The 25,278-nt window shown below is 43.0% G+C and carries 22 protein-coding genes, 1 pseudogene and 1 riboswitch; of the genes and pseudogenes, 1 reads left to right on the forward strand and 22 read right to left on the reverse strand.

The window, feature by feature from the left end:
• Positions 1–108: 108 nt before the first annotated feature.
• The 22 genes and pseudogenes from CCC17_RS04400 to CCC17_RS04505 form a co-directional block, all read right to left on the reverse strand.
• The gene (locus tag CCC17_RS04400; protein WP_015526401.1) at positions 109–546 is read right to left on the reverse strand and encodes an Hsp20/alpha crystallin family protein; all 438 of its coding nucleotides are present in this window, start codon (positions 544–546) and stop codon (positions 109–111) included.
• A 418-nt stretch (positions 547–964) separates the two neighbouring features.
• Positions 965–1,711, reverse strand: coding sequence for a YibE/F family protein (locus tag CCC17_RS04405; RefSeq protein WP_114002476.1), 747 nt, complete (start codon positions 1,709–1,711; stop codon positions 965–967).
• Positions 1,708–2,448, reverse strand: coding sequence for a YibE/F family protein (locus tag CCC17_RS04410; RefSeq protein ID WP_287082579.1), 741 nt, complete (start codon positions 2,446–2,448; stop codon positions 1,708–1,710). Before CCC17_RS04410 ends, CCC17_RS04405 begins: the two co-directional genes overlap by 4 nt.
• Before the next feature lie 551 nt (positions 2,449–2,999).
• Positions 3,000–4,472, reverse strand: coding sequence for a PTS transporter subunit EIIC (locus CCC17_RS04415; protein ID WP_287082581.1), 1,473 nt, complete (start codon positions 4,470–4,472; stop codon positions 3,000–3,002).
• Between the two features lie 113 nt (positions 4,473–4,585).
• A complete protein-coding gene (locus CCC17_RS04420) occupies positions 4,586–5,065 on the reverse strand; it encodes a PTS sugar transporter subunit IIA (RefSeq protein ID WP_015526406.1) in 480 nt (159 codons plus the stop codon).
• A 251-nt stretch (positions 5,066–5,316) separates the two neighbouring features.
• On the reverse strand, positions 5,317–6,276 hold the full coding sequence (locus CCC17_RS04425) for an aP2 domain (RefSeq protein WP_022426562.1): 960 nt from the start codon (positions 6,274–6,276) through the stop codon (positions 5,317–5,319).
• A gap of 75 nt (positions 6,277–6,351) precedes the next feature.
• Entirely contained in the window at positions 6,352–7,137 is a 786-nt protein-coding gene (locus tag CCC17_RS04430; RefSeq protein ID WP_118368645.1) for a Spy0128 family protein, read from the reverse strand.
• Between the two features lie 7 nt (positions 7,138–7,144).
• On the reverse strand, positions 7,145–7,918 hold the full coding sequence (srtB, locus tag CCC17_RS04435) for a class B sortase (protein ID WP_022426560.1): 774 nt from the start codon (positions 7,916–7,918) through the stop codon (positions 7,145–7,147).
• Between the two features lie 30 nt (positions 7,919–7,948).
• Complete coding sequence (locus CCC17_RS04440; RefSeq protein ID WP_287082582.1) at positions 7,949–9,001, reverse strand: DUF7601 domain-containing protein; 1,053 nt, start codon at positions 8,999–9,001, stop codon at positions 7,949–7,951.
• A 102-nt stretch (positions 9,002–9,103) separates the two neighbouring features.
• Positions 9,104–9,649, reverse strand: a complete 546-nt coding sequence (lepB, locus tag CCC17_RS04445; RefSeq protein ID WP_118752637.1) for a signal peptidase I — start codon at positions 9,647–9,649, stop codon at positions 9,104–9,106.
• 42 nt (positions 9,650–9,691) lie between these two features.
• Entirely contained in the window at positions 9,692–10,021 is a 330-nt protein-coding gene (locus CCC17_RS04450) for a hypothetical protein (protein ID WP_129975217.1), read from the reverse strand.
• A gap of 11 nt (positions 10,022–10,032) precedes the next feature.
• Entirely contained in the window at positions 10,033–11,823 is a 1,791-nt protein-coding gene (locus CCC17_RS04455; RefSeq protein ID WP_287082583.1) for a DUF7601 domain-containing protein, read from the reverse strand.
• 181 nt (positions 11,824–12,004) lie between these two features.
• A complete protein-coding gene (locus tag CCC17_RS04460; RefSeq protein ID WP_118752634.1) occupies positions 12,005–13,147 on the reverse strand; it encodes a tyrosine-type recombinase/integrase in 1,143 nt (380 codons plus the stop codon).
• Between the two features lie 360 nt (positions 13,148–13,507).
• The gene (locus tag CCC17_RS04465) at positions 13,508–14,476 is read right to left on the reverse strand and encodes a PD-(D/E)XK nuclease family transposase (protein WP_114002483.1); all 969 of its coding nucleotides are present in this window, start codon (positions 14,474–14,476) and stop codon (positions 13,508–13,510) included.
• A 289-nt stretch (positions 14,477–14,765) separates the two neighbouring features.
• Positions 14,766–16,766, reverse strand: coding sequence for a CHAP domain-containing protein (locus tag CCC17_RS04470; RefSeq protein ID WP_287082585.1), 2,001 nt, complete (start codon positions 16,764–16,766; stop codon positions 14,766–14,768).
• A gap of 31 nt (positions 16,767–16,797) precedes the next feature.
• Positions 16,798–17,319 carry a cysteine hydrolase family protein gene (locus CCC17_RS04475; protein WP_256163977.1) on the reverse strand — a complete coding sequence of 174 codons (522 nt, stop codon included), beginning with the start codon at positions 17,317–17,319 and terminating at the stop codon, positions 16,798–16,800.
• A gap of 125 nt (positions 17,320–17,444) precedes the next feature.
• A pseudogene (locus CCC17_RS04480) lies at positions 17,445–17,692 on the reverse strand (beta-galactosidase); the annotation flags it as partial.
• Positions 17,693–17,901: 209 nt separating this feature from the next.
• Positions 17,902–19,197, reverse strand: a complete 1,296-nt coding sequence (locus tag CCC17_RS04485) for an aminotransferase class V-fold PLP-dependent enzyme (protein ID WP_021650073.1) — start codon at positions 19,195–19,197, stop codon at positions 17,902–17,904.
• A gap of 540 nt (positions 19,198–19,737) precedes the next feature.
• Entirely contained in the window at positions 19,738–20,379 is a 642-nt protein-coding gene (locus tag CCC17_RS04490; protein WP_015526420.1) for a YczE/YyaS/YitT family protein, read from the reverse strand.
• Between the two features lie 341 nt (positions 20,380–20,720).
• The gene (gene ttdB / locus CCC17_RS04495) at positions 20,721–21,353 is read right to left on the reverse strand and encodes a L(+)-tartrate dehydratase subunit beta (RefSeq protein WP_021977663.1); all 633 of its coding nucleotides are present in this window, start codon (positions 21,351–21,353) and stop codon (positions 20,721–20,723) included.
• Between the two features lie 20 nt (positions 21,354–21,373).
• Positions 21,374–22,279, reverse strand: a complete 906-nt coding sequence (gene ttdA / locus CCC17_RS04500) for a L(+)-tartrate dehydratase subunit alpha (RefSeq protein WP_021977662.1) — start codon at positions 22,277–22,279, stop codon at positions 21,374–21,376.
• A gap of 220 nt (positions 22,280–22,499) precedes the next feature.
• Positions 22,500–23,765 (reverse strand): SLC13 family permease, encoded by a 1,266-nt coding sequence (locus tag CCC17_RS04505; protein WP_021977661.1) that lies wholly within the window; start codon positions 23,763–23,765, stop codon positions 22,500–22,502.
• A gap of 331 nt (positions 23,766–24,096) precedes the next feature.
• On the opposite strand from CCC17_RS04505, the gene CCC17_RS04510 reads away from it, so the two are divergent.
• On the forward strand, positions 24,097–24,996 hold the full coding sequence (locus CCC17_RS04510; protein ID WP_147602724.1) for a LysR family transcriptional regulator: 900 nt from the start codon (positions 24,097–24,099) through the stop codon (positions 24,994–24,996).
• A 173-nt stretch (positions 24,997–25,169) separates the two neighbouring features.
• Positions 25,170–25,277, forward strand: a riboswitch (glycine riboswitch).
• Position 25,278 lies beyond the last annotated feature (1 nt).

Here is a 25,278-nt window from a genome sequence, read left to right on the forward strand (position 1 = left end):
CTTTAATATTTGCAATATCCGTTTGGGTTGTTCCGGATATTGTTATTATGCTATATTCCATCACCCGGAGCTTGCAATCCAGTACCGGGGCTTCACAATAAATGCTGATCAATCAATAGAAACAAATTTCTTCTCTTCTGCTTCTTTCTTGGTCTCTTCCTTCGGGAAGGTTACATGAAGGATTCCGTTCTCATATTTCGCATGGATATCTTCATGCTTAATGCTCGAGCCTACATAAAAGCTTCTGTTGCAGGTTCCTGTATAACGTTCTCTGCGAACATATTTACCTTTATCATCCTTCTCGTCCTTCTTCTCTTCTCTGGTTGCCTGAATGTTCAGATAACCATTCTTCAGCTGGATCTTCACATCCTCTTTCTTAAATCCCGGAAGATCGATCTCCAGTTCATAATTGCCATCTACATCACGGATATCTGTCTTCATCATATCCTTCACCTGAGGATAAGCATTGGCAGCTGCCTGACGGCCTGTCGGATATCCCATAAAATCATCAAATAAATCTTCTCCGAAAATACTTGGCATTAACATAACTCATTCCTCCTGATCTATATTCGCTGCGTGCTGCGCAGGCGTTTTTAATTTACTGTTTCTGAAAACATCTGCAAATTCTGTAAGAACTTTCTCCGGAAGATTTCTTTTTTCTCTCTTCCTTTGTTCTGTATGTACTATAACACGCATTATTAGCACTGTCAATAGGCGAGTGCTAATTTCACACTTTCTTCACATTTTCCGTAATTTTACGATCCATTTTTCCGATACATATGTCTGAAGCGCCGAAGATAGAAGGACTCCCAGGATCAGAAATGGAACTGCCTGTAAAAACACTCCCATAAATACATAAATATAATAACTGCTTTCATAAAAGAGAGCCCACGTCTGCTGAATACAGGAAAGAACATCTGTATCGGGACCATGGATTCCGTATTCAGTGCAGTGGAGATATGCTTCATGAGATCTGTCGAATAATACATCTAATCGATACCGGGACGGTAATAAGGCAGGCTACCGCACCAGATAGCATGACTGCAACATCCTGGAATAGGAACTGGGAATTAAGAATGATCTCCAGGCTATATTGCTGTGTCTGAATGTATGAAAATAATAAAATAGTTCCTCCAAGATAAGCAAACAGCAACGTATTTACCGTTGTACCGATAATTTCTTTCCCAACCTGATAGCCGGAAGCTGTAAGCTCTTTCGCTGTCAGACTGTTTTTATGAGTCCAGACTTCATATACAGAAGATGTTACAGATAATGCTGTATCGATAACAGCCCCAAGAGTACTGAAAACAGTTACAAATATTCCTACATGAAGCATGTTAATATGAAGGTCCGTACTGTAATAATACATAAAATCGTCTTCCGAAATCTGCAGCTCATTTAACCCGTAACTTCCTGATCTCCACGTAATAATATAAATCGGAATAAACAAAAGTAACATTACCAGCAGTGTAGCCAGAAAAGCCGCCCGCGTCTTTGGATTATTTCCGTTCTGATAAAACAGAGAAATATAACAGACACCTGCACCTGCCACCAATATCAGAAGCAGTACAGGAAAACCGGCAGACATCAGCATAATTGAAAAAAACAAAATTACAATATTCCCCGCCAGTGTCATAATTGACATGGCTCCACGCTCTCCGCCAATCAAGATCACCAGAAAAATTAAAATCAATGCAAGAAAAATGATCATTCTCTGACACCCCTTTTCCGTGATGGTATTTTCATAATCGCTGAAGCAATAAAAACAGATACCGGTATTGCCAGTACAATTCCAATACTTTCTATCAGAAAACGACAGATATCATATGGAATGTGGTATCTCACGATCGTTATAAAGCTCATATCATTATTCATCTTAAGTATGAACATGGGAATCATGCCGCTTGCCAGAACAAACAGCAGTACATTTATCATGGTTCCCATAATATCATATCCGATTTCACGACCGGAATGTATCAGTCTTCTCAGAGAAACCGATGGATTTTTCCGCACGATCTCTCCTACTGCTGCGCTGATCGTCACCGTCACATCCATAATTGCACCAAGTCCTGTCAGCATAATATCTGCCCAGAATATATCTGCTGAATTGCCTGTACTTCCAAGGTATTCCAGATTGGAATAATCCAGATCTCCGTACATATAAATAGAAAATTCAAACAATGCCATGATCAGAAACAGAACACACAGTGTTGAAAGAACTGAGGAAAATGTTTTTCTATGAATTCCATTTAAGCAGATCAATGTAGTCAGTGAAAAAAGAACTGCGATGACATTACAGATATTTAAAATATTTTTCCCTTCTATAAAAGCCTGAAATCCATACGCAAATATGACTGTATTCAGTATCAGTGATATGATCGTGTAAAATCCCTGCTTTCCTGTAATGCAGATCAGAAGAAAAAATAATCCTCCTGCCAGTAATGCCAAATACCCATCCCTTTTTACAGAACGTATCGTTTTTCCGGGGCTTTCCTTTGAACCGCTTAAAAGAACGGTGTCTCCTTTATGATATTTCTTGGTCTGAACCTGAGAAGATGTATATTCATTAGAGACCGTTATTTTTTCCCCTTTATGCGAACCGTTTAATATCCGTGCCGTAATATTCTGAGTATAGTAATATTCTTTTGAGCCCCTGGTTCCTTCTCTGCTCAGAGTCTGTTTTTCTGTTACGGAACATATTTTTGCCAGCGGTGTATGATAAAATCGGGAATTACAGCAGGTAAACAGAACAAAAATAATATATATGCCGGCTAAAAGATATTTTTTGTGAAATATGCAGGATTTCATTAACTTCATTCCCCCTGTAGAAATATTGCAATTGTAAACGCACTGACCGGTTGCTTTTTATCGAAGTAACATTCTACGCTTTTTGAAAGTATTGGTCAATATAAGGTATACAAAAAACAGCAGCAGAACCGTTTTCACAGTTCTGCTGCCCCCATAATTATTTTAACAAATACCTAACTCCAAAAAAGCCATTATTTACAAAGCGCAGAAAATGCATCTGCAACAAACTGAACCTTGGTTCCGATAATAACCTGTACAGAAGTTTTTCCAGGTTTGATCACGCCTGCAACACCTGCAGATTTGATCACCTTATCATTTACAGCTGTAATATCCTTAACCTCAAGTCTCAGTCTTGTGATGCAGTTATCGATGCTTGTGATGTTCTCTTTTCCGCCACAGCCTTCCAGGATCTTCGCGGCAATAGCAGTATAGTCATCATTTGCAAGCTCGATATTCTTCTCTGCCTCAAGATCGTCATCGTCTTCTCTTCCCGGAGTCTTCAGATCAAATTTCTTGATGGCAAAAAGGAATACAACATAGAATACGATAAATGCTGCAATTCCAAGAGGAAGGATGAGCCATGTCTTCTGTGCTGCCGGAAGTGAGGATGAGAAAAGTAAATCCATCGCACCGGCGGAGAAGCTGAAGCCTGCACGGAATCCAAGAGCAACTGTGATCATGGTAAAGATACCGTAAAGTAATGCATAGATCACATAGAGGCCAGGAGCAAGGAACATAAATCCAAACTCGAACGGCTCAGTTACACCACAGATAAATGCACAGATCGCTGCAGATGCAACAAGACCGATCGCGATTTTTTTCTTTGCAGGTTTCGCACATCTTACCATTGCAAGTGCTGCACCAGGAATACCAAACATCATACATGGGAAGAATCCGGACATGTACATTCCAAGGCTCCAGGATACATCTGCAGAGGTTTCACCTGCCCAGAAGTGCTGAAGATCACCAAGTCCGATGGTATCAAACCAGAATACATTGTTCAGTGCGTGATGTAATCCGGTAGGGATCAGCAGACGGTTCAGGAATGCATAGATACCTGCACCAACAACATCCATACCTGCAACTGCTTTTCCTAATGCTACAAGTGCACTGAAAAGTAATGGCCACACAAACAGTAATACAGCAGATACGATAATGGAAACCACTCCTGCGATGATCGCTACGCAGCGCTTGCCGCTGAAGAATGACAGCCAGTCAGGAAGCTTGGTGCTCTTGAATTTGTTATAGCATGTAGATCCGATGATACCGGCAAGGATTCCGATAAAAGGATTCGCAATTTTGTCAAACGCAAGAGTTTTTGTTGCACTGTCAGCGATTGATGGCATGATGGTTGTAACAAATCCTGTAGAAAGAAGTGTTGTGAGCATCAGCCAGGATGCAAGTGCAGCAATTCCGCCGGTTCCGTCATTCTTTTCTGACATACCGACACCGACACCGATAGCAAAAAGGATTGCCATGTTGTCGATCAGAGCTCCGCCTGCCTTAACCAGAAACAGACCGATCAGATTGGCTGCGCCATGAATGTCTCCACCCTGCATAGTTGCCGGACATAACCAGTATCCGATACCCATGAGGATACCACAGATTGGCAGTACTGCCACCGGAAGCATTAACGCTTTTCCCAGTTTTTGAAGAAATTTCATATATTTCCCCTCCCTTAAAATAAATATATTTGACCGGATCACTCCGGTTATAACACCCCGAAAATTGCTACTATCTCCGGGCTGCTATAAGCCTGTCAGCTGCATGAAGATGATCATGAAAGCTTGAGGACGGCTTCATCCGCCGAAACATCCCCCTCCTTCTGGAGGCTTATCTTTCCGTAATCATCTGTGTTGCAGATCAGAACCGGAATAATTGTGTTTAAACCAGCTTTCTCAATTTTGTCCAGATCAGCCTCTATCAGAAGATCACCCTTTTTAACCTTGTCACCTGCTGCAACGTGGGCTTTAAAGGGTTCGCCCTTAAGTGTGACTGTATCCAGTCCGATATGTATCAGTATTTCCGCGCCCTGAGTGCTTGTCAGCGTAACTGCATGAAGCGTATCAAATACCATTGCCACCTCACCGTCTGCCGGAGCATATATCCTGCCGTCTGCCGGGATCACGGCGAAACCGTCACCCAGTACCTTATCCGCAAAGACAGGGTCCGGAACCTCCGCAAGGGGAACCACTCTACCCTTGCAGGGTGCATAGATTAAATTTCCTTTATCTTTTCCTTTAAAAAATTTCAGCATATTCTCTTCCTCCCGTTATTTCACCACTTCTTCCGGTATTGATATCCGCGATGTCGACTTGTAAATATGTCTATATATTTTTTATCCGTTCCGAGTTTATATTATATATTTCGTATAATTTTCATTTTTTGGTTTTTAGGCATGTGTATATATTAACCATTATTTTCGGTTTTGTCCACATTTTTATCGGTATTTTTCAAAAAAATAAGCTGTAGCACATTAACGCGACAGCTTATGTGAGAATATTCAGTTTACTTCAGCAGTTCTTTTTCTTTCATATTCGTTGTCACCTGAAACTCTCCGTTGATCCGTTGGATCTCGTATACCAGGGGATTATTTCTGGCCCAGCCGGGATCTTTTTCTGCCTGCCGGTTCCAGCTGTACCAGGCGCGGACAAAGCCTTCGTGGATGGTAGATTCCGCTTCCTGGCGGGCCTGGACCGCATCCTGATAATCCACAAAAGTTCCGATATAAAATCGTTTCCCCTTGAATCCGATGGTAGCACGGTATTTTCCATTCCGCAGCTGATAGACGCCACGGAATCCGCTGGTATTATCACTGCGGTGCTTTCTTTTTTCCAGCATCTCCACACAGGTTCCATCTACCATATGCAGCTGCCCGGGAAGCTCCTTCCATATCTCCTGTCTCAGACAGCCACAGCTTCTGTAATTACCATGAAGAAGGCCATCCTCTGTCACATCCACTTCATTTCCGCAGTCACACCGACAATGCCAGAACACAGAGCCCTTTTTGCTCCTTTTATCTGTATGATAGAGAGCAGTCAGCCGCCCGAAACGCTGTCCGCTGATGTCGGTGATCCCGCGACCTCTGACATAATGGCCGCAACCGCAGCTGGTACATTTTCCGGCTTTCAGGCTGTGTGCAGTGGAAATATGCATATTCCCGCAGTCACAGCGGCATTCCCACCTGGTCCTGCCGTTTTTACTTTCCAGTTTTTTTACTGCCACAAGTTTCCCGAAACGCCGGCCTGTAAGGTCTTCTGCCACCGGTCCTCTCTTGGCACTGTTTTCCGGAATACATCCACAGTCCTTTACAGTCCCACGCATCAGATGTCTGGTATTTACTTTTATCTCATTTCCACAATCACATCTGCACAGCCATACAACATACCTGTTTTCCCGCTCATCCAGTTTTTTCAGTACCGTCAGATGACCAAATCTCTGACCTTCCAGTTTAAGTCCGTTTGCCATCCTCTGTCCCTCACATTTCGTCAAAAAAAGCGATGCGGTAGAAATTTTTCCTGCCGCACCGCTGTCCGGATCCTGTTATTTATCCGTTTTCTTTTTTCTTCTGACAAATACTGCTGCCAGTAATACCACGCATCCGGAAACGCAGATCACTGCGATCCATTTTGCAATGTTTGTGTTATCTCCTGTTTTTGGCATAGCTTTTACATGACTGGAACCTGTATTTCCTGTATAGGAAGAAGTTCCCGTATAGGAAGAAGTTCCGGAAGCAGGCAGATTGCTGTCAGGTTTTACCGGCGTGTTCGTTATGGTCGCTGCCGGAGTTCTGGTCGGCACTGCAGTCGGAGTTTTTTCCGGAAGTGGTGTCGGTGTATTTTCCGGTACAGGTGTCGGCGTATCCACAGGATCGTAGGAATTCACAAAGCCGATATCCTGTTTCTCGCTGTTCATCTGTGCATCGGTATGTGCAGCCACAACTGCTTCCAGATCACCGGACTCTCCGTTCGTTACTGTTACTTTCACATAATAAACGGTATTGTCATAATGTCCGTTTTCCAGCTTTCCAGGCTGCTGGGAAACGCTGTAAGTGTATACGCCAGGAACAGCATATTCCACTGCAGGAAATTCTGCTTTCCCCGCACCTGTGATCGTGATCGTATTTTCTTCCGGCATGGGTGCTTCGTCCTCACCCTGAAGAATGATCGTATAAGTTTCGTCCGGAGATGGCTTCTCACCTGACAATTCCACGCTGACAGGAATCTTTACTTCCGCAACTCCAGCTGCCATAGCTGAAATCGGAAAAACTGTCAGGCACAGAACCGCAAGCAGGAGCACTGCCGGAAATTTTCGTATATTCGTCTTCATCCCCTCCTTACGTCTCCGGCGAATAAGGTTTCATTACCGCCAGAAGAACTGTTCTTGCATCTGTAAATTCCGAAGAGCAGGTTGACATTGCCAGTATCTGGGAAAAATCTTCGGACTTTCCAATGTTATCCATTGTCTGCTGATGGACATGTTCCGCGTTTTTTCTGACAAAATCCACAAGTCCACTGGTATCCGCCTGCCATTTTCCCGTTGCAAAAATAGAATCCTCAGATGCGGAAACCTGCATGCATGCAAAAATTTCCAGCTTGTAGGAACGGTCAGGAAGGATCAGCGTACCTGTGGTGTTTTTGTTAAAAAATTTCTTTTTTCTGTAAAGATCCAGATCTCCGAACATCTTATGCTCTGCCATGTGATGACCATACAGGAGAGAATATTTCCCCTGAAAATTTCTGTCACAGCCGGAATCCAGAAAGATACTTCCTGACAAAGCAAAATCACCATATACATCAGTATTGATGTAAGTCAGGTTATCTTCTCCCTGAAGAATCGGATAGTCGATCTTTGTGTGGTCCAGTGTGATCCATCCACAGACATCCGGATTGATCTTGCGGAGCTCTTCAAAAGAAGCGCCTCCGTCTTTCTGTTCCGGGTCGGGTTTCAGTTTTAAGAGCTGTGACTGAATGTCGTCCACAGCGCCATAGACCTGTGCGTTATCCCAGAGTGCATACCCGGAATACGCCGCCGCCAGGATCAGAAACAATGCTACAATGGCAGTAACCAGAGAGTTGGCTGCTTTCAGGAAAAACTTAGATGCGTTCATACTGCCTCCTCTCTGCTGCCCGGATGATCATTAGTCTTCGTATCTGCGTCTTCTGGTGATGAATGCTGCACCTGCGATTACGATCACGCCTGCGAATACGAGGATGTATGGGAGAGTTGTGAGGTTGACGCCGGTGTCGATGTCGCCACCTTTGTTGTTAGTAATTGTCACATTCTGAGAAGTTTTATTAACTGTTTTATTAGTATTTGTATACGTATACACTGGGGCGTCATAACCACCTTTAGCTTTAGTATAATCTGCCTCAGTTACATCATATGTCACACCAAATGGTAAATTTGTGAAAGTAATTGTCTGGTCATGTTTCAGGTTGATTTCTGCTGTTGCTATATTATTTTCCCAATCACTTGCTTTGATAGTATTTGTTGCCTCTCCAACTTTATAAGAAATATCACTGGACATTGTCTTTCCTGTATTATTTTTTAAAGTTACTGTTACAGTGAAAAATTTATTTTTATCACCAAGATTACCAGTTACAACTTTTTTTACAGGTAAAGAATTTGCTGAATACGTATTTTCAAATGCATTCTGACCTTCTGTAAGTTTTTTACTTTCGTTACTGGATATATTTTTATAAACAGTAACATATCTGTCAAAACCATCTCCTGACTTATTATTAACAACAGTGACTTTCAGTGTAACCGTTTTTTCATCGTATGTTACACCCAGAGTATTACCCTTAGTTTCTGCAACTGTATAATAATAAATTCCTACACTATTATAATTTGGAAGTTCAATGGTAAAAGTTTTCTCCTTACCCTCTACTGTTGCTTCACCCTCCGTATATTCTGTCGTATAGGCAACAACTTTAGGCATCGGCATATTATCTTTTGTAGTATTGCTGGCTGCATCTGTAACATTAGCTGCTGTTACAGTGTAGTTAAAAGTTTCTGCCGGGGATTTCATATCAGCTACTTCCAGCTTATAACTTTTTGTTAATGTAACAGAATCTACAGGTGTTTTCGTTTCAGCTTCTGCAGTTTCTGCCGCAAATGCCGTACTTCCCATGGTAAACATGGTGGCTGCTGCGATCAAACATGCTAACAGTTTCTTTGTCTTTTTCATAAGAAAATCCTCCTAGAAATATAAATTTATTTATAAGCTCATAAAAAGCAGCTTATACATTTGTTGTTATGTTCTCTCAGAAATGGGAGAACAATTACTTTTTTACAGTTCTCTTCTTCGAAGTATAGTGATTACTTTTGCTTTCACATTCTCTATGGAGATGGGGCCGAATTCACGGCTGTCTTTTGCATGGGTTCGGTAGTCTCCCAGAATAAATACACTGCCTTCCGGAACTGTGTAGGGATATGTGATCCCTTCCTTTGCATATGTAGGAAATGCAATTTCTCCTGTCTGGGCTGTTCCGTTTACAAGAAGCGTTCCTGTGTCATCCATTGTGATCACGTCGGTTTCGCATCCCAGGATACGCCCTACATGAGTTTTGCCGCCGGCTTCATACACGACAACATCTTCTTTTTCAAGATTCTGTTCCAGCCGATAACCGATGAGAAGATCTCCGGCCTCCACTGCCGGGAACATTTCATTATCCGGTGCCTGGACTATAAGAAAAACCTGTGTAAACAGCAGCCAGCCAACGGCCACGATCAACACGATCCGCCAGAAAAGACGGATGTAGCCTTCCTTTATTTCTGTAGAATATCTTCTTTTTCGGATTGTCTGAGAACAGGTTTGATCTTTTTCAGCACGCATCACCTCCGCACCTCTTCTCTGGAACTATATCCTGTGAACAGATCAGACATTTGTATCCTGTCCGGTAGTCCCTCTTTCAGCAAGTTCCTTATATTTGCGAATCATGGCATCACAGCTTTTCTGATGGTCAGCGATCAGTGCATCGTACCGTGCACGTTCTGCGCTTAAGGATATTTCATAAATCTGGTTTAACTCTTCCAGCTTTTTCCAGAGATGAACTTCATCCACTCCGCCAAACAGCACCTTCCGAAACCTGACCGTCCGGAACCACTCCTTCAGCTTTTCGTGCTCATGATTTAACGCCTCTGTCTGCGGAAACCGCTCTGCTCCAGCATTACAGCTTCCTTTTTTTCCTGACCGTTTCTTCTTCATCACAACCGCCTTCAACTCCAACGCTTCCTGCGCCCGAATAACAGCACACCTGCTCCGGCGACTACGATACCTAATACCAGAATGTATGGTGTTGTATTGAAATCCAACCCAGTGTCCGGGATTGCGTCTTTGTTGTTGGTGAAGATAACTTCGTGAGGAACATCATTATCCCTTCTTGAAATAGATGTTATTTTCGCCTTTCTATTATTCGTACCAGAAGAATTACCGTCTATTGTATAGGAAGGCGTATATCTATCGCTGTTATAATAATCCTTTTCTTCGATTGTTACGGTTGCTCCAACTGGAACCTGTGTCAGTCTTGTTGTCTGCTTATCTGACAGTGTAATTGTCGTTGAACCTGTATACTGTGTCTCACCGATGTTGAATGGAAGCTTAATACTTCCATTTACTACAGAAACTGTAAAGTTAAACTGTTTACTTTTATCTCCCATACTTCCGGTTACAAGTTTTTTGATGTTTACTGATGTATAAAGCGGTGTGTAGTGGGCATAGAAGTTTACGGTACCATCTGCCAACTCTGTATTTTTTGGAGGATATGGCCAAGTTGTAATTTTCTGATCTCCACATGCTCCTCCATCAACATTTTCCGGATACCAGCCATCCAGAACATATGTTATTCCATCGATAACTTTCTCATTCTCACCTTGCTCTGTTTTAATAACAGAATCTCCAGTTTTATAGTTTTTCGCATCAACTTGTGTATACTCTGTATCATTGGGATTTTTCACCCAGAATTTAGCAGTAAATGCTCTTCTACTTTTAATATTCAATGCACAGTCTATATGATATGGATATTTTCCTCCGTTTCCCCGTGAAATTTTACGGGGAGTTAATGTAATTTCAAGAATATCTGATTTGTCAAGACTATTAATATTAATTCCCGTATCTTTACTGATTGCTTTTTTGTAATTCTCCCAGATTGAATCCAATATAAATGTAAAATATGAACCAGTAGTCGTATCTCCATTCTTTACTGTCCAGGTTGTGCCTGTCCTTCCATCCGGCCATGAGAGAATATAATTCGACACATTTTTTCTAATATTTTTATCTTTGTAAACTGTATCTCCTACATAACCATTTTCCCATTCTGCATCAGCTATATTAATTTTTCCTAACATATTACTGGTTTCCCCTGCCGGTGCCCATGCTCCCGTATCATTTGTCCATGGATCTCCTGCAGGATTGGCAAGATAATAAATTGCTGCACTTTTCTCGTTAATGGACCATCGTTCCTGCACCGCTACCGGATCTTGCTCCTGCTCTATATCCTGCACGGACTGCGCATCCGCCTGCGCTTCCAACTCCACATCCTGAACCTCATCTACCGATGCATCTGCATCTCCCGCCGGTGTTGCACCTGGTTCTTCGGGCTGTTCGGTGACTGTCGGCTCCTCCGGCTGTTCGGTCACGGTCGGATCTGCTGGCTGGATTGGCTCTTCGCCAGGCTCTACGGATGGCTCTTCCGGCTGCTCCGGATCCTCAGATGGAGCTTCGATAACATCTGTCGGTTCCTCTGTATTTTCATCTCCGGTTGTCACCGCAGGTTCTTCCGGTTGTGCTTCATCCACCGACTGATCATTTTCCGCTTCTGTGGCTGTCAGCTCTTCTGCATCCTCTGCGGATCCGGACTGTACTGTTTCAATATTTTCATTGGCTGTTTCACTGCTGGCCTCTACCGCAAACGCTGAGATGGAAACACTGCAGATCATTGCGAACGCAATACAGACTGAGAGGACCTTCCTCCACAGACGGTATTTTCCAGATGAATGATTATGTATCATACTTCAAACCTCCTTCTTGTATGCTATGGCAGTCAAAAACAGGCACTGCTCATTACATGTCCATGCCGGTATTTCTGCTCTTTCGCAGAGCACAATACTCTGTGAAAGATTCCCTGCGATCCGTGTAAATTTAACGGTTCTTTCTTCTCTGACGGCGGTTTTTGACGGTTTATAAAAAAACTCAGGCTCCCGGAAATTCTTTTTCCACGGTATCTGCGATCTTCAGTTTTTCCATATTTTTACGTTTCAGGTTCATGGATGAATGTACATAACATTCCAGTGTGATCCGTGTGCTGGAGTGCCCCAGGATCTCCGAAAGACTGCGGATCTCAAATCCGGCCTCCACACATCGTGTCGCAAAACTATGCCGCAAAGTATGGAAATGAACATTTTTCAGATCACAATCTTTCGTATATTGCCTCATGCGATACTGCAGGGTTCTGGGCTCCAGGAAATACCCTGCTTTTCCGGTCAGAACATATGCTTCCAGATCATCTGCTCTCCATTTGTTACAGAGCTTTTCAATATCCTGGTTCATGGGGATCATCCTTACCGACCTTCCACTTTTAGGAACCCCGGTTATGATCCGGGTCCTTTCTTCACTTGCAGGATTGAGATTTTTCAGGCGCTGCATGGTATGACGTACAAAGATGACTTTATTTTCCAGAGAAATATCTTCCCATTTCAGAGCACATACTTCTCCGATCCGCAATCCTGTCAGCAATGCCAGCAAAACCCCAAATTTACACGGATCCATGTCCCGTAAAAGATATTCCGTAAACCTTTTCTGTTCTTCACAGGTCAGCACACGCATTTCTTTTCGATCCTGCCTGGGGTATACGATATCCACCGATTTTGCCAGTGGATTCTGCTTTGTTGTATAATTCAGAATGGAATGCAGCACGGAAAGAATATCCCGCACTGTTTTTGGTGACAATCCTCTTTCATGGATAAGCCTGTAGCTGAATTGTTCTACAAGTATTTCTGAAATAGCCTCGGAAAAATACTGCCCGAGATCAGGCTTGATATATTTTTCCAGGATCGTTGTATATTTTACAAAAGTGGATGGTTTCACGCTGCTTCGTTTCAGATACAGCCATTCATTACAGTAATCTGCAAAGCGATTCCGTTTTCCTCTCACGGGCAGGAGCTGATCATTCATCAGCGCATAACGTGCCTGATTGACCTTATCTCTGGCTTCATGATATGTTTTTCCGTAACAGTAGCCATAGTGTATCCTTCCGTTTATCCGATGCTCCTTGATATATCTGGCTTCCCATCGTCCGTCTTTTCTTTTGTAAATGTTTTCTCCTTTTCTGCTCATTGATCTTTCCTCCTGTTATGCCGAATCTTATAGTCTGTTCACAAATAAGAGTTTTTATCCGCCGGTCTTTTATCCTCTGACGATGACACTGACGGCGAATAGTGTCCTTTTTCGGACACCGCAATATTTGCGCCCTATATTATCCGTAAAATATGGTGAAAAACCACGATAAAAAAGCCGGTTTTCAGGAACTTACGCCTTGAATTTCCAAAAAATTTATGGTATTTTTATAGAAACAGAGTATTGTGCTCTGTGAAATTTACCAACTATAATCTAAATAAATAAGCCGTTTTTTAAGCAAAAAAACTCCCTCACATATCAGTTTTTTCTGATATATGAGGGAGTTTCTGATCTTATATTTTATTTCTGTTCTTCAAGCTTTCTTTTTAACATCTGAATTTCTTTTTCCTGAGCTGCAATTTTCTCCTTTTGATTATCAATCTGCTCCTGCATCTGATCAACCATATACTTCACTGTGTTTCTGTCAAGAATCTTTAATTCCTCTGAATACATTTCCATCATCCCTTCCACATTCCGGCATATATTATATATGTGCTCGTACATGACCGTAAACTCCGGATATTTTTTTATTAATTTCACGATTACTTCCGGAGAATCCATACTCAAAAATGCCAGCCATGCATCCAGTTTATCTGTGATACCTTTATTGTGCATATTCTCACGAAAGATGTCAAGCGGAAGAAATACATATTTCTGAAGCAGATTAAGTTCCAATCCTGTATCTGATCTCTGTTGAAAAATATGGCAGTATCTATCTTTATATTTATGAAAATCTCCTGTACTTTTATCAATCAGTACAATTGTATATACACTTTTTATATCCTTATAGGAAAACTTCTCTTTTCTGGTACTTCGGGCATTTTTATATTGCCTTAATAATAGATCAGAAGAATAACATGCGCATCTTTCCCCAGGAAAAGCGTAACCTATTTTTTGCACTTCCACGTTACAATATGAACCATCATCAAATCGTACCAGAATATCCATGATCAAAAGAGACTGCTCATCTGCCAGTCTTGTAGAATCTCCTGGTAAAACTTCGATAATTTTCACCTTTCTCTGAAGCAATACTTCAAGAAAATCCTCTAATCTTTCCGGTACTGTTTCCGGATTCATAATTTCTTTAAAAAATGCATCATACAGCATTTTCACCCCCTTCACTCCCGTACAGAAATCCAGAAATTCCTCTCTCTGTTCTTCTTTCCAGCTATAAAATCTCTCTGTCAGATTTATGTTCTGCTGAATGTCCCGCAAAATCTCCTCGCGGGTTCTTATCATTGGAAAATAAGCCTTTAATTTCGTATTCAATTAATCTTCTCCTTGTCTGATAAAAAATGGAAATTCCGTTTCAGATCTGAAACATCTGTGAATGCCATACGGCTAGAATAAGTCTTATAAGATACTTATAGAATATCATATTTTTATCTTGCATCCAAGATTTTTCCTTCCTGTTGTTTCTCTGTATTTCGACACGATATTTTATGGCAATCAACCAGATACGGCGCAGACTACAAATATCCTTCTGCAAAAAAACTCCCTCACATATCAGTTTTTTCTGATACATGAGGGAGTTTCTGATTTATGACTGATCTATGACCTATTTTGCTTTATAACGGTAAACGGTTTTTACTGCTGTGCTGTCTTTACCGGTTGTCCAATCACTTTCGGAGGTTGTGGTCTGAGTCTGGAGTTTTTTGTTCTGGTACTGGTTCATGCGGTACCAGGCCTGGCCTCTGGCTCCGTGGCTTCCGTAGGCGCCGTTACAGGTAGTTCCGCTGGAGCACCATACCCGACTGCCGTTTCCATTCCAGTTCAGCAGATAATAGGTAATGCTCGGGTCATCTCCATCTGCGCCGGAAGCAGCTACGGTTACCTGACTGGCTGCTACACTGTCAAAATGTACATAAGGGCCCGTCTGTGCGAAGTTTACATTCTTTCCGGTATTCGGTCCGCAGAAATGATAGTAATAATAGCCCACCAGCTGTCTGGATGCAGATGTCTCCAGTGGTCTTACAGACTCATAAACACCACCATCATTGACATAGCTGGAGGTTGTTTTCTGATAGGTGTGTTTATACTGGATCGTATATTTATCGGAAGTAATATTCTTGGGAAGCGTATCCACATAAACCCAGTTTTTAGGTTTCGCCTTGATCTTAAAGGTCTTTGTTACGGTTCCGCTGTAATTCCCCTTAAACTTCACCGTTACCTTATAAGTACCAACATTTTTTCTTCCACGAGAATATGTCACCTTGTAATTGCCGGAACTGATGGTTTTTTTATTCGCACCGGTTACTTTTACCTTCGGTGTTTTTACTTTTCCGTCATATGTATAGCTTGTGGCAGAAAGCTTTATTGTCTTCGGATAATAGATGGTTTTCTTTCCGGTCACTGCACCGCAGGAGCAAAGATACTGCACATATCCGTTCCTGGATGTAGTTGCTTTCTTTACCTGTTTTTTGTAGCTGTGTTTATGAGCTTTTCCGGTAATCTTAAAGGTTTTTGTAACGGTTCCCGAGTAATTGCCTTTAAACCGAACTGTTACCCGATAAGTTCCAACATATTTTCTTCCGGCAGAATAGGTAACTGTATAGTTGTCTGCACTGATCACCCTGTTGTTGCTGTCTGTAACCTTTACCGTTGGCTTTTTTACTTTTCCATTATAAGTATAGCTTGTTCTGGAAAGCTGTATTTTTTTCGGATAATAGATGATCTGTTTATTCTGTATACTTCCGCAGCTGCACTGCTCCTGTGTATATCCGTTGGCAGTGGTGGTTGCCTTTACTGTTACTCTCTGATAGCTATGTGTATGTGTGACCGGAGCTGCCTGAACAGTGAAATTCACAGAATCCGAAAATGTATATGCATACTGTGCATGATTCACAGATGCCACCGCTACTCTGTAATTCCCCGCCGGCAATGTGCAGGACCAGCTTGTTCCATTCACTCCATACTGAAATTGCGTCGGATTGGATTCTCCTGCTTTATACACATATACATCATAATATCTGGCATAGCTTGTTGCATTCCAGAAAAAAGTTGTGGTCTGATTCGCTTTTCCCGGATTCACGCTCACATATGGCTTGCCCGGTACACGAACGCCCGGATAGATAAAGCCAAGCAACACCTTGTTGGAATCATAAGGGCGCCTTCCTCCGACTGCATTGGTCAGTGTATATCCATATGCAACTCCATGAGAGGATGTCTGATCTTTGTCCGTTCTTCCTCCCTCATCTACCGTAAATCTGTTGTTTCCAAGATTAGCTGTTACATAAGCAACATGTCCGTAATAATCTCCGCTCCATACAGCAATAGAACCGGGAACAGGCTCATTTCCTACTGCATAGCCCTGATTGATAGCATTTTGCCACCAGCTTACCGCATTTCCCCATGCAGGCAATGCGATTCCCTGTCTGTCATACACGCACTGCCATGCAAAGCGTGTGCAGGGGATCTCATATAAGCCATCTCGATCCACATCCTGTGTTGTAGGATAAGGATTACCTGCTGCTGTTACCGTTGCTGCCGGTACCGCACTGAAGGCAGTTACTGCGGACAGCGCAAGGACCATCAATTTTTTCAGAAGCTTCTTTTTCATAGTTTTCTCCTTTCCTGTGGTTTCATCCTTCTTACCGGATAATCCTGATCTGGCACGCCTCCATAGCTTTCAGTGCATTCTCATGACTCTCCGGTGTTACACCTGCGCAGCACGTGGCATCAACACAGATCGGCACTTCCGGAAGGGATGCTTTGATCAGCAGAGCATTGGAGATCACACAGATATCTGTGCAAAGTCCCACAAGAGTAATACTTCCGATTCCTTCATCTTCATCGATCATAGTCAATTCCCCGGCAAGATCCGTGGAGCCGAAGGTTTCTTTATCAATGGGTTCTGTTTTCCTTAAAGCGTCCAGCTCTTCCCGAATCTGCCATCCATCTGTGCCCCTGATACAGTGAGGAACCGGAAGGTTTTTCCCTTCCTGTGTCTCCAGATAATACGTTTCATGGGTATCCCTTGTAAAAAATACCTTTCCTTCAAAATTCCGGATCTTCTCCTCCACCTTCGGAACAATGGCAGCTGCCTCCTTCGTGCCAAGTGCACCGTCGATGAAATCATTTTGCATGTCTACTACAATGAGAATGTTCTGCATGTTTGTCACCCCTTGTTTCATAATTTATTTCTGTACGACAAGTTTATGATACTCTTATTGTGCATACTCTCACGGAAGATGTCAAGGTAAAGAAAAGTTTCTCAGGCTTCAACGATCCACACATCCCACGCTGGCACTGCATACGTAGGCGTTCCGATGATCACATGGATCCCCGCCTCTTCCATGGCATCCATCATTCACTCCTCATGGGAAAATCAAACACCCCATCCTGGGGCTCGCAGGTGCTCCACGTAGACTCCGCAATACGCACCGTATTGATCCCCGCTTTTTTCATCATCTCTATATCTTTATCAAGTCTGTCATACGGCATGTATTCATCGTAGTATGCCGCACCAAAAAGAATTTCCTTCATCTCTGCCTCCCACTGTATGTTTTGATAATCCTATCTTAGCAGAAATTTCCTGCACAGAATATCATTTATTCAATATAATCATCATTTATCCCACATCATTATCACTTGCCTGAAAAATCCCCAATATCCTTATAAAAAACCGCCCTTTTCTTCCATGCCAAAACATGAGAAAAGAGCGGTTCCCGTTTCATTTTTTTACAAAAACTGTTTTATTTACCTTCAGCAATGTCCTTAGTGATCTTCAGGAATTTATCGATATCATCTGTTCCATGGCAATGGAGCGGAGAAACACGAAGTGCACCCTCAAGACCAAGAGTCTCAACAATACGTTTGGAATACGGGCTGCTCTTTACACGCTCGAACAGAGTAACTCCATGCTCCAGATATCTTCTTGCACACTCTGCAAATTCAATACCCTCGATACCCATGGCAACGATCAGATCCTTATAAGTAAGATCCTCCATATCCACATAAACCTGAACCCCCGGAATATGACGAAGCCCCGGAACCTTATCGGTACCTTCCAGCATACGGTACAGAAGCGCTCTCTCCTGAAGATGAATGTGATTCATACCCTCAACAAAAAGCTCACGCTTATTATATTTTTGTGCGGAATCACCCAGGAAATGCTTACCGATACTGCAAACATAATCAATAACCGCCATCATAGCCGCAAAGTTAGCCGGAGCCGGAGTACCAAGAGCCCATACATTATCATCCTTGCAGGTCAGCTTGATATGCGGCATCACAGCAACACGGTCAGAAACATAAGCATAACCGCAGCCACGAACACCAAAGAACTTATACGGAGCAAAGTTGCAGACATCCACATCCCAGTCCTCAACATCGATCACTGCATGAGGAGCATGCTGAACTGCATCACTTACAATATAGATATCCGGGTTGATCTCTTTTGCACGACGTGCGATCTCCTTGATATCCATGATATTACCGGAAATATTTGAAGCAGCCATAATACTGAGAAGAACCGTATCCTTATCTACATACTTCATGATCTCATCCGGATCAAGGCCACCAGTCACCTTATTAGCCGGAACCTCACGAAACTCTCTGCCGGTCTTTTTACAGTAATACTCAACCGCATCATGAGCAGACGGATGCTCCAGAGCAGAAGTAACTGCGTTCTTACCCCAGTCAACACCTTCCATGATCGTACCAACCGCATGGAACATAGTCTGGGAAGCAGTCAGCTCAGTGATAAGCGCACCACTCTTTGCACCAAAAATAACCTCAAGGATCTCCTGAGTACCATTCTTAACATAATCCGCCAGATCAAAGCCCCTGCCGCGGGCACGCTCCGGACAATCCGGGAACTCCTCGATAGCAGCCTTAGCCTCAACCGCCTTCTTAAGCCGCAGAGAACCACCGGAGTTCTCAAAGAAAAGTCTCGCGCCATACTGTGGATCCTTATCTGCATAATAAAACTGAGACTTCAGCTTCTTCTGATATGTATCTGAAAACAAAACGCCATGATTAAATTCCATAATAATATCCTCTCCTTCATCACATAAGCCCCGGCAACCCGGACAGCCAGCTATTCATGAACACTCTCATTTCATACGACTGTGTTCAGTATATATCTCTCATCAGAAGATAGCATAACACATTTACAAATAGTTATAAAATGAATAATGTAACTGTATTATATTAACATTGTTTATATTTTAACACAGCGTAGCACTGATAGCTCATCCAACTCCCGAGCAGCCACACTACCCTACCGCCCTGAAAAGCCAGCCCGTGAGGCGTGTGCTGCCTGTCGCCGGACTCTGCAGGAGGGGAGCTGATTCTTGGCTGGCGGAAATCTGCGTTGTTTTACAAAAGTCCGCTGTCTGAGCGGCTGCAAGACGCGAGTTCGGACTTTTGTAAAACGCTTTTAGCAGATTCCCGGCAGCCTAGAAGCCAGCCCCCGACGAAGCCCCGGCGGCAGGCAGCACACGCCTCACGGGCGTCCCTTTTCACCAAAAAAAGCCGAACCAGCCACATCCCGCAGCCAGTTCAGCTCAACCCATACAACTACAAACTCACTCACCATCAACCCAGGCAAGCAGCTTCCCGGTAAAAACCCTATTAAAGAAATGGATCACCGGTCCCAGCCCAAAAGCCGTCACCAGTGTACCAATACCCACAACACCACCAGTCAGATAACAGATCAGCGCACAAAGCACATCATTAGACATCCTGTGCCAGAAATAAGGAATCTTCGGCCATCTCTCTGTCATGATCAGCGAAAGACTATCATAAGGCGCAACCCCCTCATCCGGCATCTGATACATCGACAGTCCCAGACAGCAGATCACAACACCCACACACAGTGCCACCAAACGTACCGGCAGCGCCACAAGCTCCAATCCAAAAACACCAGTATAAATATTATAAAAGAAAGTAGTAATATAAGCCAGACAAACCGCATTCACAACCGTACCGATCCCCAGGAACCTTCTGCCAAAAGCAATCTCAATGATCAGCAGCACAATATTTACAATCAGCTGGAAATTACCATACGCCATACCAATCATATCCGCAACCGCCATATTCATTCCACTGAACGGATCCGTTCCAAGCCCGGCAAGCTTGAAAATTCCAATCCCCATACCTGCAAAAACATTTCCGATACACATGATCAGAACATGCTTCCAGTTAATGTTCTTCAAAAAATCCCCCATAAACCTCATACCTCATCCTCTCTGAAAATATTGTCAGGCAGATATCCACGATCCACCTTCACTGCGCAAGATCCATACCAGATAATACCTTAATAACCAGCCTGCTGCAACGCTTATATTCTATCACACCCCCTCACCCCTGTAAAACACAAAAACCCCAAGAAACAACAAAAAGCAACAAAAAAAGACATCCTGCAGACCACATTATATGATCTGCCGGACATCTCTCTTTTTCATATCACGCTGTTAATTCAATTTCACAATCACCAGTCAATCCCGAAGCTCTCATGGCAGAGCCTCGTTATTTCAGATATCCCGAAAAATTTTTCCAATATCCAATATTATTTAATGAACTTAACCTCAGGATAAATTGCCTGCTTGGCAGCCTCTTTGCGCTCATTAAATACAACCTTGTTCTCCTCAAACAGGTTACGTCCCTGTGCATCGATAGATACGATCAGCGGTCCAAACTCCTTAACCTTGTTGCACCATAAAGTCTCAGGCATTCCAAGCTCATCCCAGTGATGCTCAACAATCTTCTCAACCTCTGTAGCAGCCACAACTGCACATCCAGCCGGGAAAACACAGTGGATAGCACCGAACTCTTTACAAGCACGCTCCGTATTCGGGCCCATACCACCTTTACCAACGATCACTCTGACACCAGTCAGTTTTGTAAACTCATACTCGAACTTCTCCATACGCATGGAAGTTGTCGGTCCTACAGAAACCATTTCATAATCATCCTCTGTACCCTCGATCTTACGAACGATCGGGCCGGCATGGAAAATCGCTTTGTTGCGGATATCATACGGAAGCTCTCTTCCATACTCAACCAGACGACGGTGAGCAACGTCACGGCAGGTCATCAGATCTCCGTCCAGCCATACAATATCGCCGATTTTGATATCAGCCAGGTCTTCTGCGCTTATAGGTGTAATAAGAACTTTTTTATCTCCTCTGATTTCGATCATGATTTTTCCCTCCGTTTATATTAAGCATTAAATTTCCATGTGGAATGAGTATCACAGGTTACTGTAAGATCCGGATTTACAACCAGATGTCCACGACGGTGAGACCAGCATCCAACGTTTACTGCAACACCGATGGTAGATGGATGACGTGCGGTATTCTCAATGTTGACACCCATTACAGAATACTTTCCGCCCATACCCTGCGGTCCAAGGCCGATCGCATTGATACCGTCCTCAAGAAGCTTCTCCATTTTTGCTGCGTTTGCGTTGTCATTGTGGGAACCGATCGGACGCATCAGCGCTTTCTTGGAGTTCAGGGCAGCTGTCTCTACAGATGTACCTACACCTACACCAACAAGAAGCGGAGGACACGCATTCAGTCCATAAGTTGTCATCTGATCCAGAACAAAATCTGTAACACCCTCATATCCTGCGCCTGGCATCAGAACCATTGCTTTTCCAGGAAGAGTACATCCGCCGCCTGCCATGTATGCGTAGATCTCACATTTATCGCTGTTCGGAACAATATCCCACCATACAGTCGGAGTTCCTTTACCAACGTTTTTCTTTGTATTGTACTCATCAAAAGTCTCAACGGAATTATGTCTTAACGGTGCTGCAAAAGTAGCCTGAACAACAGCATCTTTCAGAAGTGCTTCCAGCTCATTGATATACGGGAAATTTGTTCCGCATTTCAGCCAGAACTGAAGAACACCTGTATCCTGACAGCTTGGGCGGTTCAGCTCTACAGCAAGACCCTGGTTCTTTGTCATTGTCTCATAGAGAACTTTTGGAAGTGCAGCTGTTTCCTGAGAACCAAGCTCTTCCAGTTTCTTAACTACGTCATCCGGTAATTTTTTTCCAATATGGGCAACAAAATCTGCTACCATGTCTGTTAATACTTTAACTCCATTTTCCTTAGTCATGATTTACCTCCTGATATGGTTCGATGGTTTAATGTTTTTTAGTTACATAGGTTTTTGTTGGTTGTTTCATCATTAATTTTGGCTGATTAATGGTTAAGATAGCTTTTTGGCTTATTTATCACTTCTCCTGTACTGTATGGTCAGTACAGAAGGGAATGAACTTAATTGATCAAAAATGTTGCTGGTCACAAAGTAAACAGTAACTCAAAAGTTTCTCTCCTTACGGATAAAACGGGAACAGGATCGGTAACAGGATCATACAGATCACAAAAGATACCAGGATCAGCGGCAGACCGGATTTTACGTAGTCTTTGAATTTGTATCCTCCAAGACCAACTACCATGGTGTTTGCCGGCATACCGATCGGTGTTGCATATGCACAGGAACCTGCGATAACCGTTGCGATAACAACAGCTCTCGGATCTGCTCCCAGGTTGTTCGCAAGAGATACCGCGATCGGGATCATCAGTGCTGTGGTTGCTGTATTTGACATAAAATTTGTCAGTACACAGGTTACAATAAAGATCACCAGAAGAAGAAGGATCGGACTCGGATCTGCTCCAAGAAGTCCTACGATCTTATCTGCGATCAGCTCTCCGGCTCCGGTTGTATCCAGCGCTTTTGCAAGTGTCAGAGAACCGCCGAAAAGGAATACAACTTTCAGGTCAATAGATTTCAGTGCTTCTTTTTCGGAAATAACTCCTGTCAAAACCAGGACGATGGCTCCGATACATGCAGAAACCTCAATGCTGATACCGATCTCTTTTTCAAAGATCATTGCAAGGATCACAAGGATCAGAACTACCAGAGAAACCGTCTGTTTCCACTTCGGTACATGGCTGAAATCCTGCTGATCTTCAAGCGCTTCCCCGGCCGCATGGTTTCCATTGGGAAGGAAACGATATCCGATAAAAACAAAATAGAGGATTCCAAGAACAAGCATCGGAACTCCAACCGGCGCATACATAAAGAAGCTTGTGGAAAGCCCCATCTCCTGAAGTGCATTCACACCCATCAGGTTTCCGGGTGCACCGATAATAGAAAGGTTTCCGCCAAGTGCTGCGGCAAATACCAGCGGCATCAGAAGACGGCTTCTGGAATAACCGGACTCATCGGCGATTCCACAAACTACCGGGATCAGCACTGCTGCAGTACCTGTATTGGATAAGAATCCGGACATTACACCTACGATCACCATGATCGCAATGATCAGTGTTTTTTCTGTTCTGGCAAATTTCGTGACCAGTCCTCCGATCTTATTTGCCATTCCTGTTTCGAACAATGCCTGGCCTACTACAAACATGCCAACGCAAAGGATTACGTTACTGTTTACATACTGTGAAAATGTTGTTGTTGCATCCACAACTCCTGTAAGGGTCAGGCCAATCGCACAGATCGAAGCCGTCAGACCAAGAGGAATTTTTTCAAGGATGAAACTGATAATGGTGAACACAAGAAACAGCAATGTGATAGTTGTCTGAGACATTTCTGTACTCTCCTTCCATTTGGTTTTTTCCTGAAAAGTATAGGCCGTACACGTTTCTTTTGATGGTTCCATTATAACCGGTGTACATATAAAAAAACAAATTAATGAAACATATATCCGCATAAAAAATATTTATAGTATCAGTTTTTAATGATAATTTTTGTACATTACTAACATAAAATCAGCGTATCAGCAAATGAATCTGGCAAAAATTATATTTCTATGCTATTTTTATGTAGACACCAAAATACTCTGTCACATCTTTTCCGGACAGAAATGAAAAACTTTACTAAAAAATTTAATCTGACAATTCATCGAGAGAAGGTTTATCATGACACTGAATCAACTACGCTATTTCTGCACAGCCAGCCGCTGCCACAGCATCACAAAGGCAGCCGAAGAATTATATGTGACCCAGCCCACCATTTCCATGGCTATCCGCGATCTGGAGATTGAATTCGGGATCAGCCTTTTTTCCAGAAAAGGAAATCAGCTGAGTCTGACCCAGGAGGGAGAGTCCTTCTACAAAAAAGCTACCTATATCCTTCAATATTGTAATGAGCTTCAGGCCGATTACTCCAGCATGTCCAGGATAAAGCCCCCTCTTCGCATCGGGATCCCTCCCATGCTGAGTACCGTATTTTTTCCGGAGCTGCTTACGGCGTTTCACGAAAAGCACCCGGAAATTGCCGTAGTACTGGAAGAATACGGATCTGTCCGTGCCTGCAATCTGGTACAGGATGACACCCTGGATGTAGCTTTGGTCAATATGGAACAGTATAATATAGATAAATTTCACAACACTGTCCTGGCCAACGACCAGGTGGTTTTCTGTGTGAGCAACGACCACAGGCTGGCAGAAAAAAAATCAGTCACAACAAAAGATATGGCGAAAGAGCAGCTGATCTTTTTCAATGCTGACTCCGTCCAGAATCAGATTCTGAAAATGCGTTTTGAAATGGACGGCTACAAGCCCAATATCGTGATGCGAAGTAGCCAGATCTACACTACTTTGCAGTTTGTAAAAACCGGAAAATATGGCTGTTTTCTCTATTCCAGCATGACCGATAAATTTTCCTCTTCCAATATTACCGGCATCCCTCTCAATCCACCTGTCCGCATAAAAATCGGCATGGTATGGAAAAAAAGCAAATACATCAGCGGCGATATGCTGACATTTCTGCATTTCACCCGCATGTATTACAAAGAACATCCGCTGATAGAAAAATAACAATTTACCAGATCCTGATTATATGTCGATTAATTTTTCTAATAAATGCAATTTTTTTTAAAAAACCATTGAAATCCATCAATTCATGTGATACTCTGTGTTACAGTGTTTTTCTACACAGAACGAATGACCGCCACTACCGTACACAAAAAGGTCCTGGCATCATTCAAAAATAAAAAAACTCAGGAGAGTCTCTTCAAATCAAAAGGGAAGAGCGCCGAAGGTGTACGCAGCACACAAAATGCTGTAAATCTCTCAGGCAAAAGGATGGAGGAAAGAGTA

Origin of the sequence: Blautia sp. LMAG:36 (assembly GCF_008680535.1) — a bacterium.
Classification (GTDB): domain Bacteria; phylum Bacillota; class Clostridia; order Lachnospirales; family Lachnospiraceae; genus Blautia_A; species Blautia_A fusiformis.

What these genes read in the sequence shown, in the direction of transcription:
- lepB (WP_118752637.1), bottom strand. Translation starts at nt 9,649, where the DNA reads ATGCGTGCTGAAAAAGATCAAACCTGTTCTCAGACAATCCGAAAAAGA.
- CCC17_RS04430 (WP_118368645.1), bottom strand. Translation starts at nt 7,137, where the DNA reads ATGAAGACGAATATACGAAAATTTCCGGCAGTGCTCCTGCTTGCGGTT.
- ttdB (WP_021977663.1), bottom strand. Translation starts at nt 21,353, where the DNA reads ATGATCGAAATCAGAGGAGATAAAAAAGTTCTTATTACACCTATAAGC.
- CCC17_RS04415 (WP_287082581.1), bottom strand. Translation starts at nt 4,472, where the DNA reads ATGAAATTTCTTCAAAAACTGGGAAAAGCGTTAATGCTTCCGGTGGCA.
- CCC17_RS04475 (WP_256163977.1), bottom strand. Translation starts at nt 17,319, where the DNA reads ATGCAGAACATTCTCATTGTAGTAGACATGCAAAATGATTTCATCGAC.
- CCC17_RS04510 (WP_147602724.1), top strand. Translation starts at nt 24,097, where the DNA reads ATGACACTGAATCAACTACGCTATTTCTGCACAGCCAGCCGCTGCCAC.
- CCC17_RS04425 (WP_022426562.1), bottom strand. Translation starts at nt 6,276, where the DNA reads ATGGCAAACGGACTTAAACTGGAAGGTCAGAGATTTGGTCATCTGACG.
- CCC17_RS04420 (WP_015526406.1), bottom strand. Translation starts at nt 5,065, where the DNA reads ATGCTGAAATTTTTTAAAGGAAAAGATAAAGGAAATTTAATCTATGCA.
- CCC17_RS04455 (WP_287082583.1), bottom strand. Translation starts at nt 11,823, where the DNA reads ATGATACATAATCATTCATCTGGAAAATACCGTCTGTGGAGGAAGGTC.
- CCC17_RS04400 (WP_015526401.1), bottom strand. Translation starts at nt 546, where the DNA reads ATGTTAATGCCAAGTATTTTCGGAGAAGATTTATTTGATGATTTTATG.
- CCC17_RS04490 (WP_015526420.1), bottom strand. Translation starts at nt 20,379, where the DNA reads ATGGGGGATTTTTTGAAGAACATTAACTGGAAGCATGTTCTGATCATG.
- CCC17_RS04470 (WP_287082585.1), bottom strand. Translation starts at nt 16,766, where the DNA reads ATGAAAAAGAAGCTTCTGAAAAAATTGATGGTCCTTGCGCTGTCCGCA.
- CCC17_RS04485 (WP_021650073.1), bottom strand. Translation starts at nt 19,197, where the DNA reads ATGGAATTTAATCATGGCGTTTTGTTTTCAGATACATATCAGAAGAAG.
- CCC17_RS04440 (WP_287082582.1), bottom strand. Translation starts at nt 9,001, where the DNA reads ATGAAAAAGACAAAGAAACTGTTAGCATGTTTGATCGCAGCAGCCACC.
- srtB (WP_022426560.1), bottom strand. Translation starts at nt 7,918, where the DNA reads ATGAACGCATCTAAGTTTTTCCTGAAAGCAGCCAACTCTCTGGTTACT.
- ttdA (WP_021977662.1), bottom strand. Translation starts at nt 22,279, where the DNA reads ATGACTAAGGAAAATGGAGTTAAAGTATTAACAGACATGGTAGCAGAT.
- CCC17_RS04505 (WP_021977661.1), bottom strand. Translation starts at nt 23,765, where the DNA reads ATGTCTCAGACAACTATCACATTGCTGTTTCTTGTGTTCACCATTATC.
- CCC17_RS04450 (WP_129975217.1), bottom strand. Translation starts at nt 10,021, where the DNA reads ATGAAGAAGAAACGGTCAGGAAAAAAAGGAAGCTGTAATGCTGGAGCA.
- CCC17_RS04405 (WP_114002476.1), bottom strand. Translation starts at nt 1,711, where the DNA reads ATGATCATTTTTCTTGCATTGATTTTAATTTTTCTGGTGATCTTGATT.
- CCC17_RS04460 (WP_118752634.1), bottom strand. Translation starts at nt 13,147, where the DNA reads ATGAGCAGAAAAGGAGAAAACATTTACAAAAGAAAAGACGGACGATGG.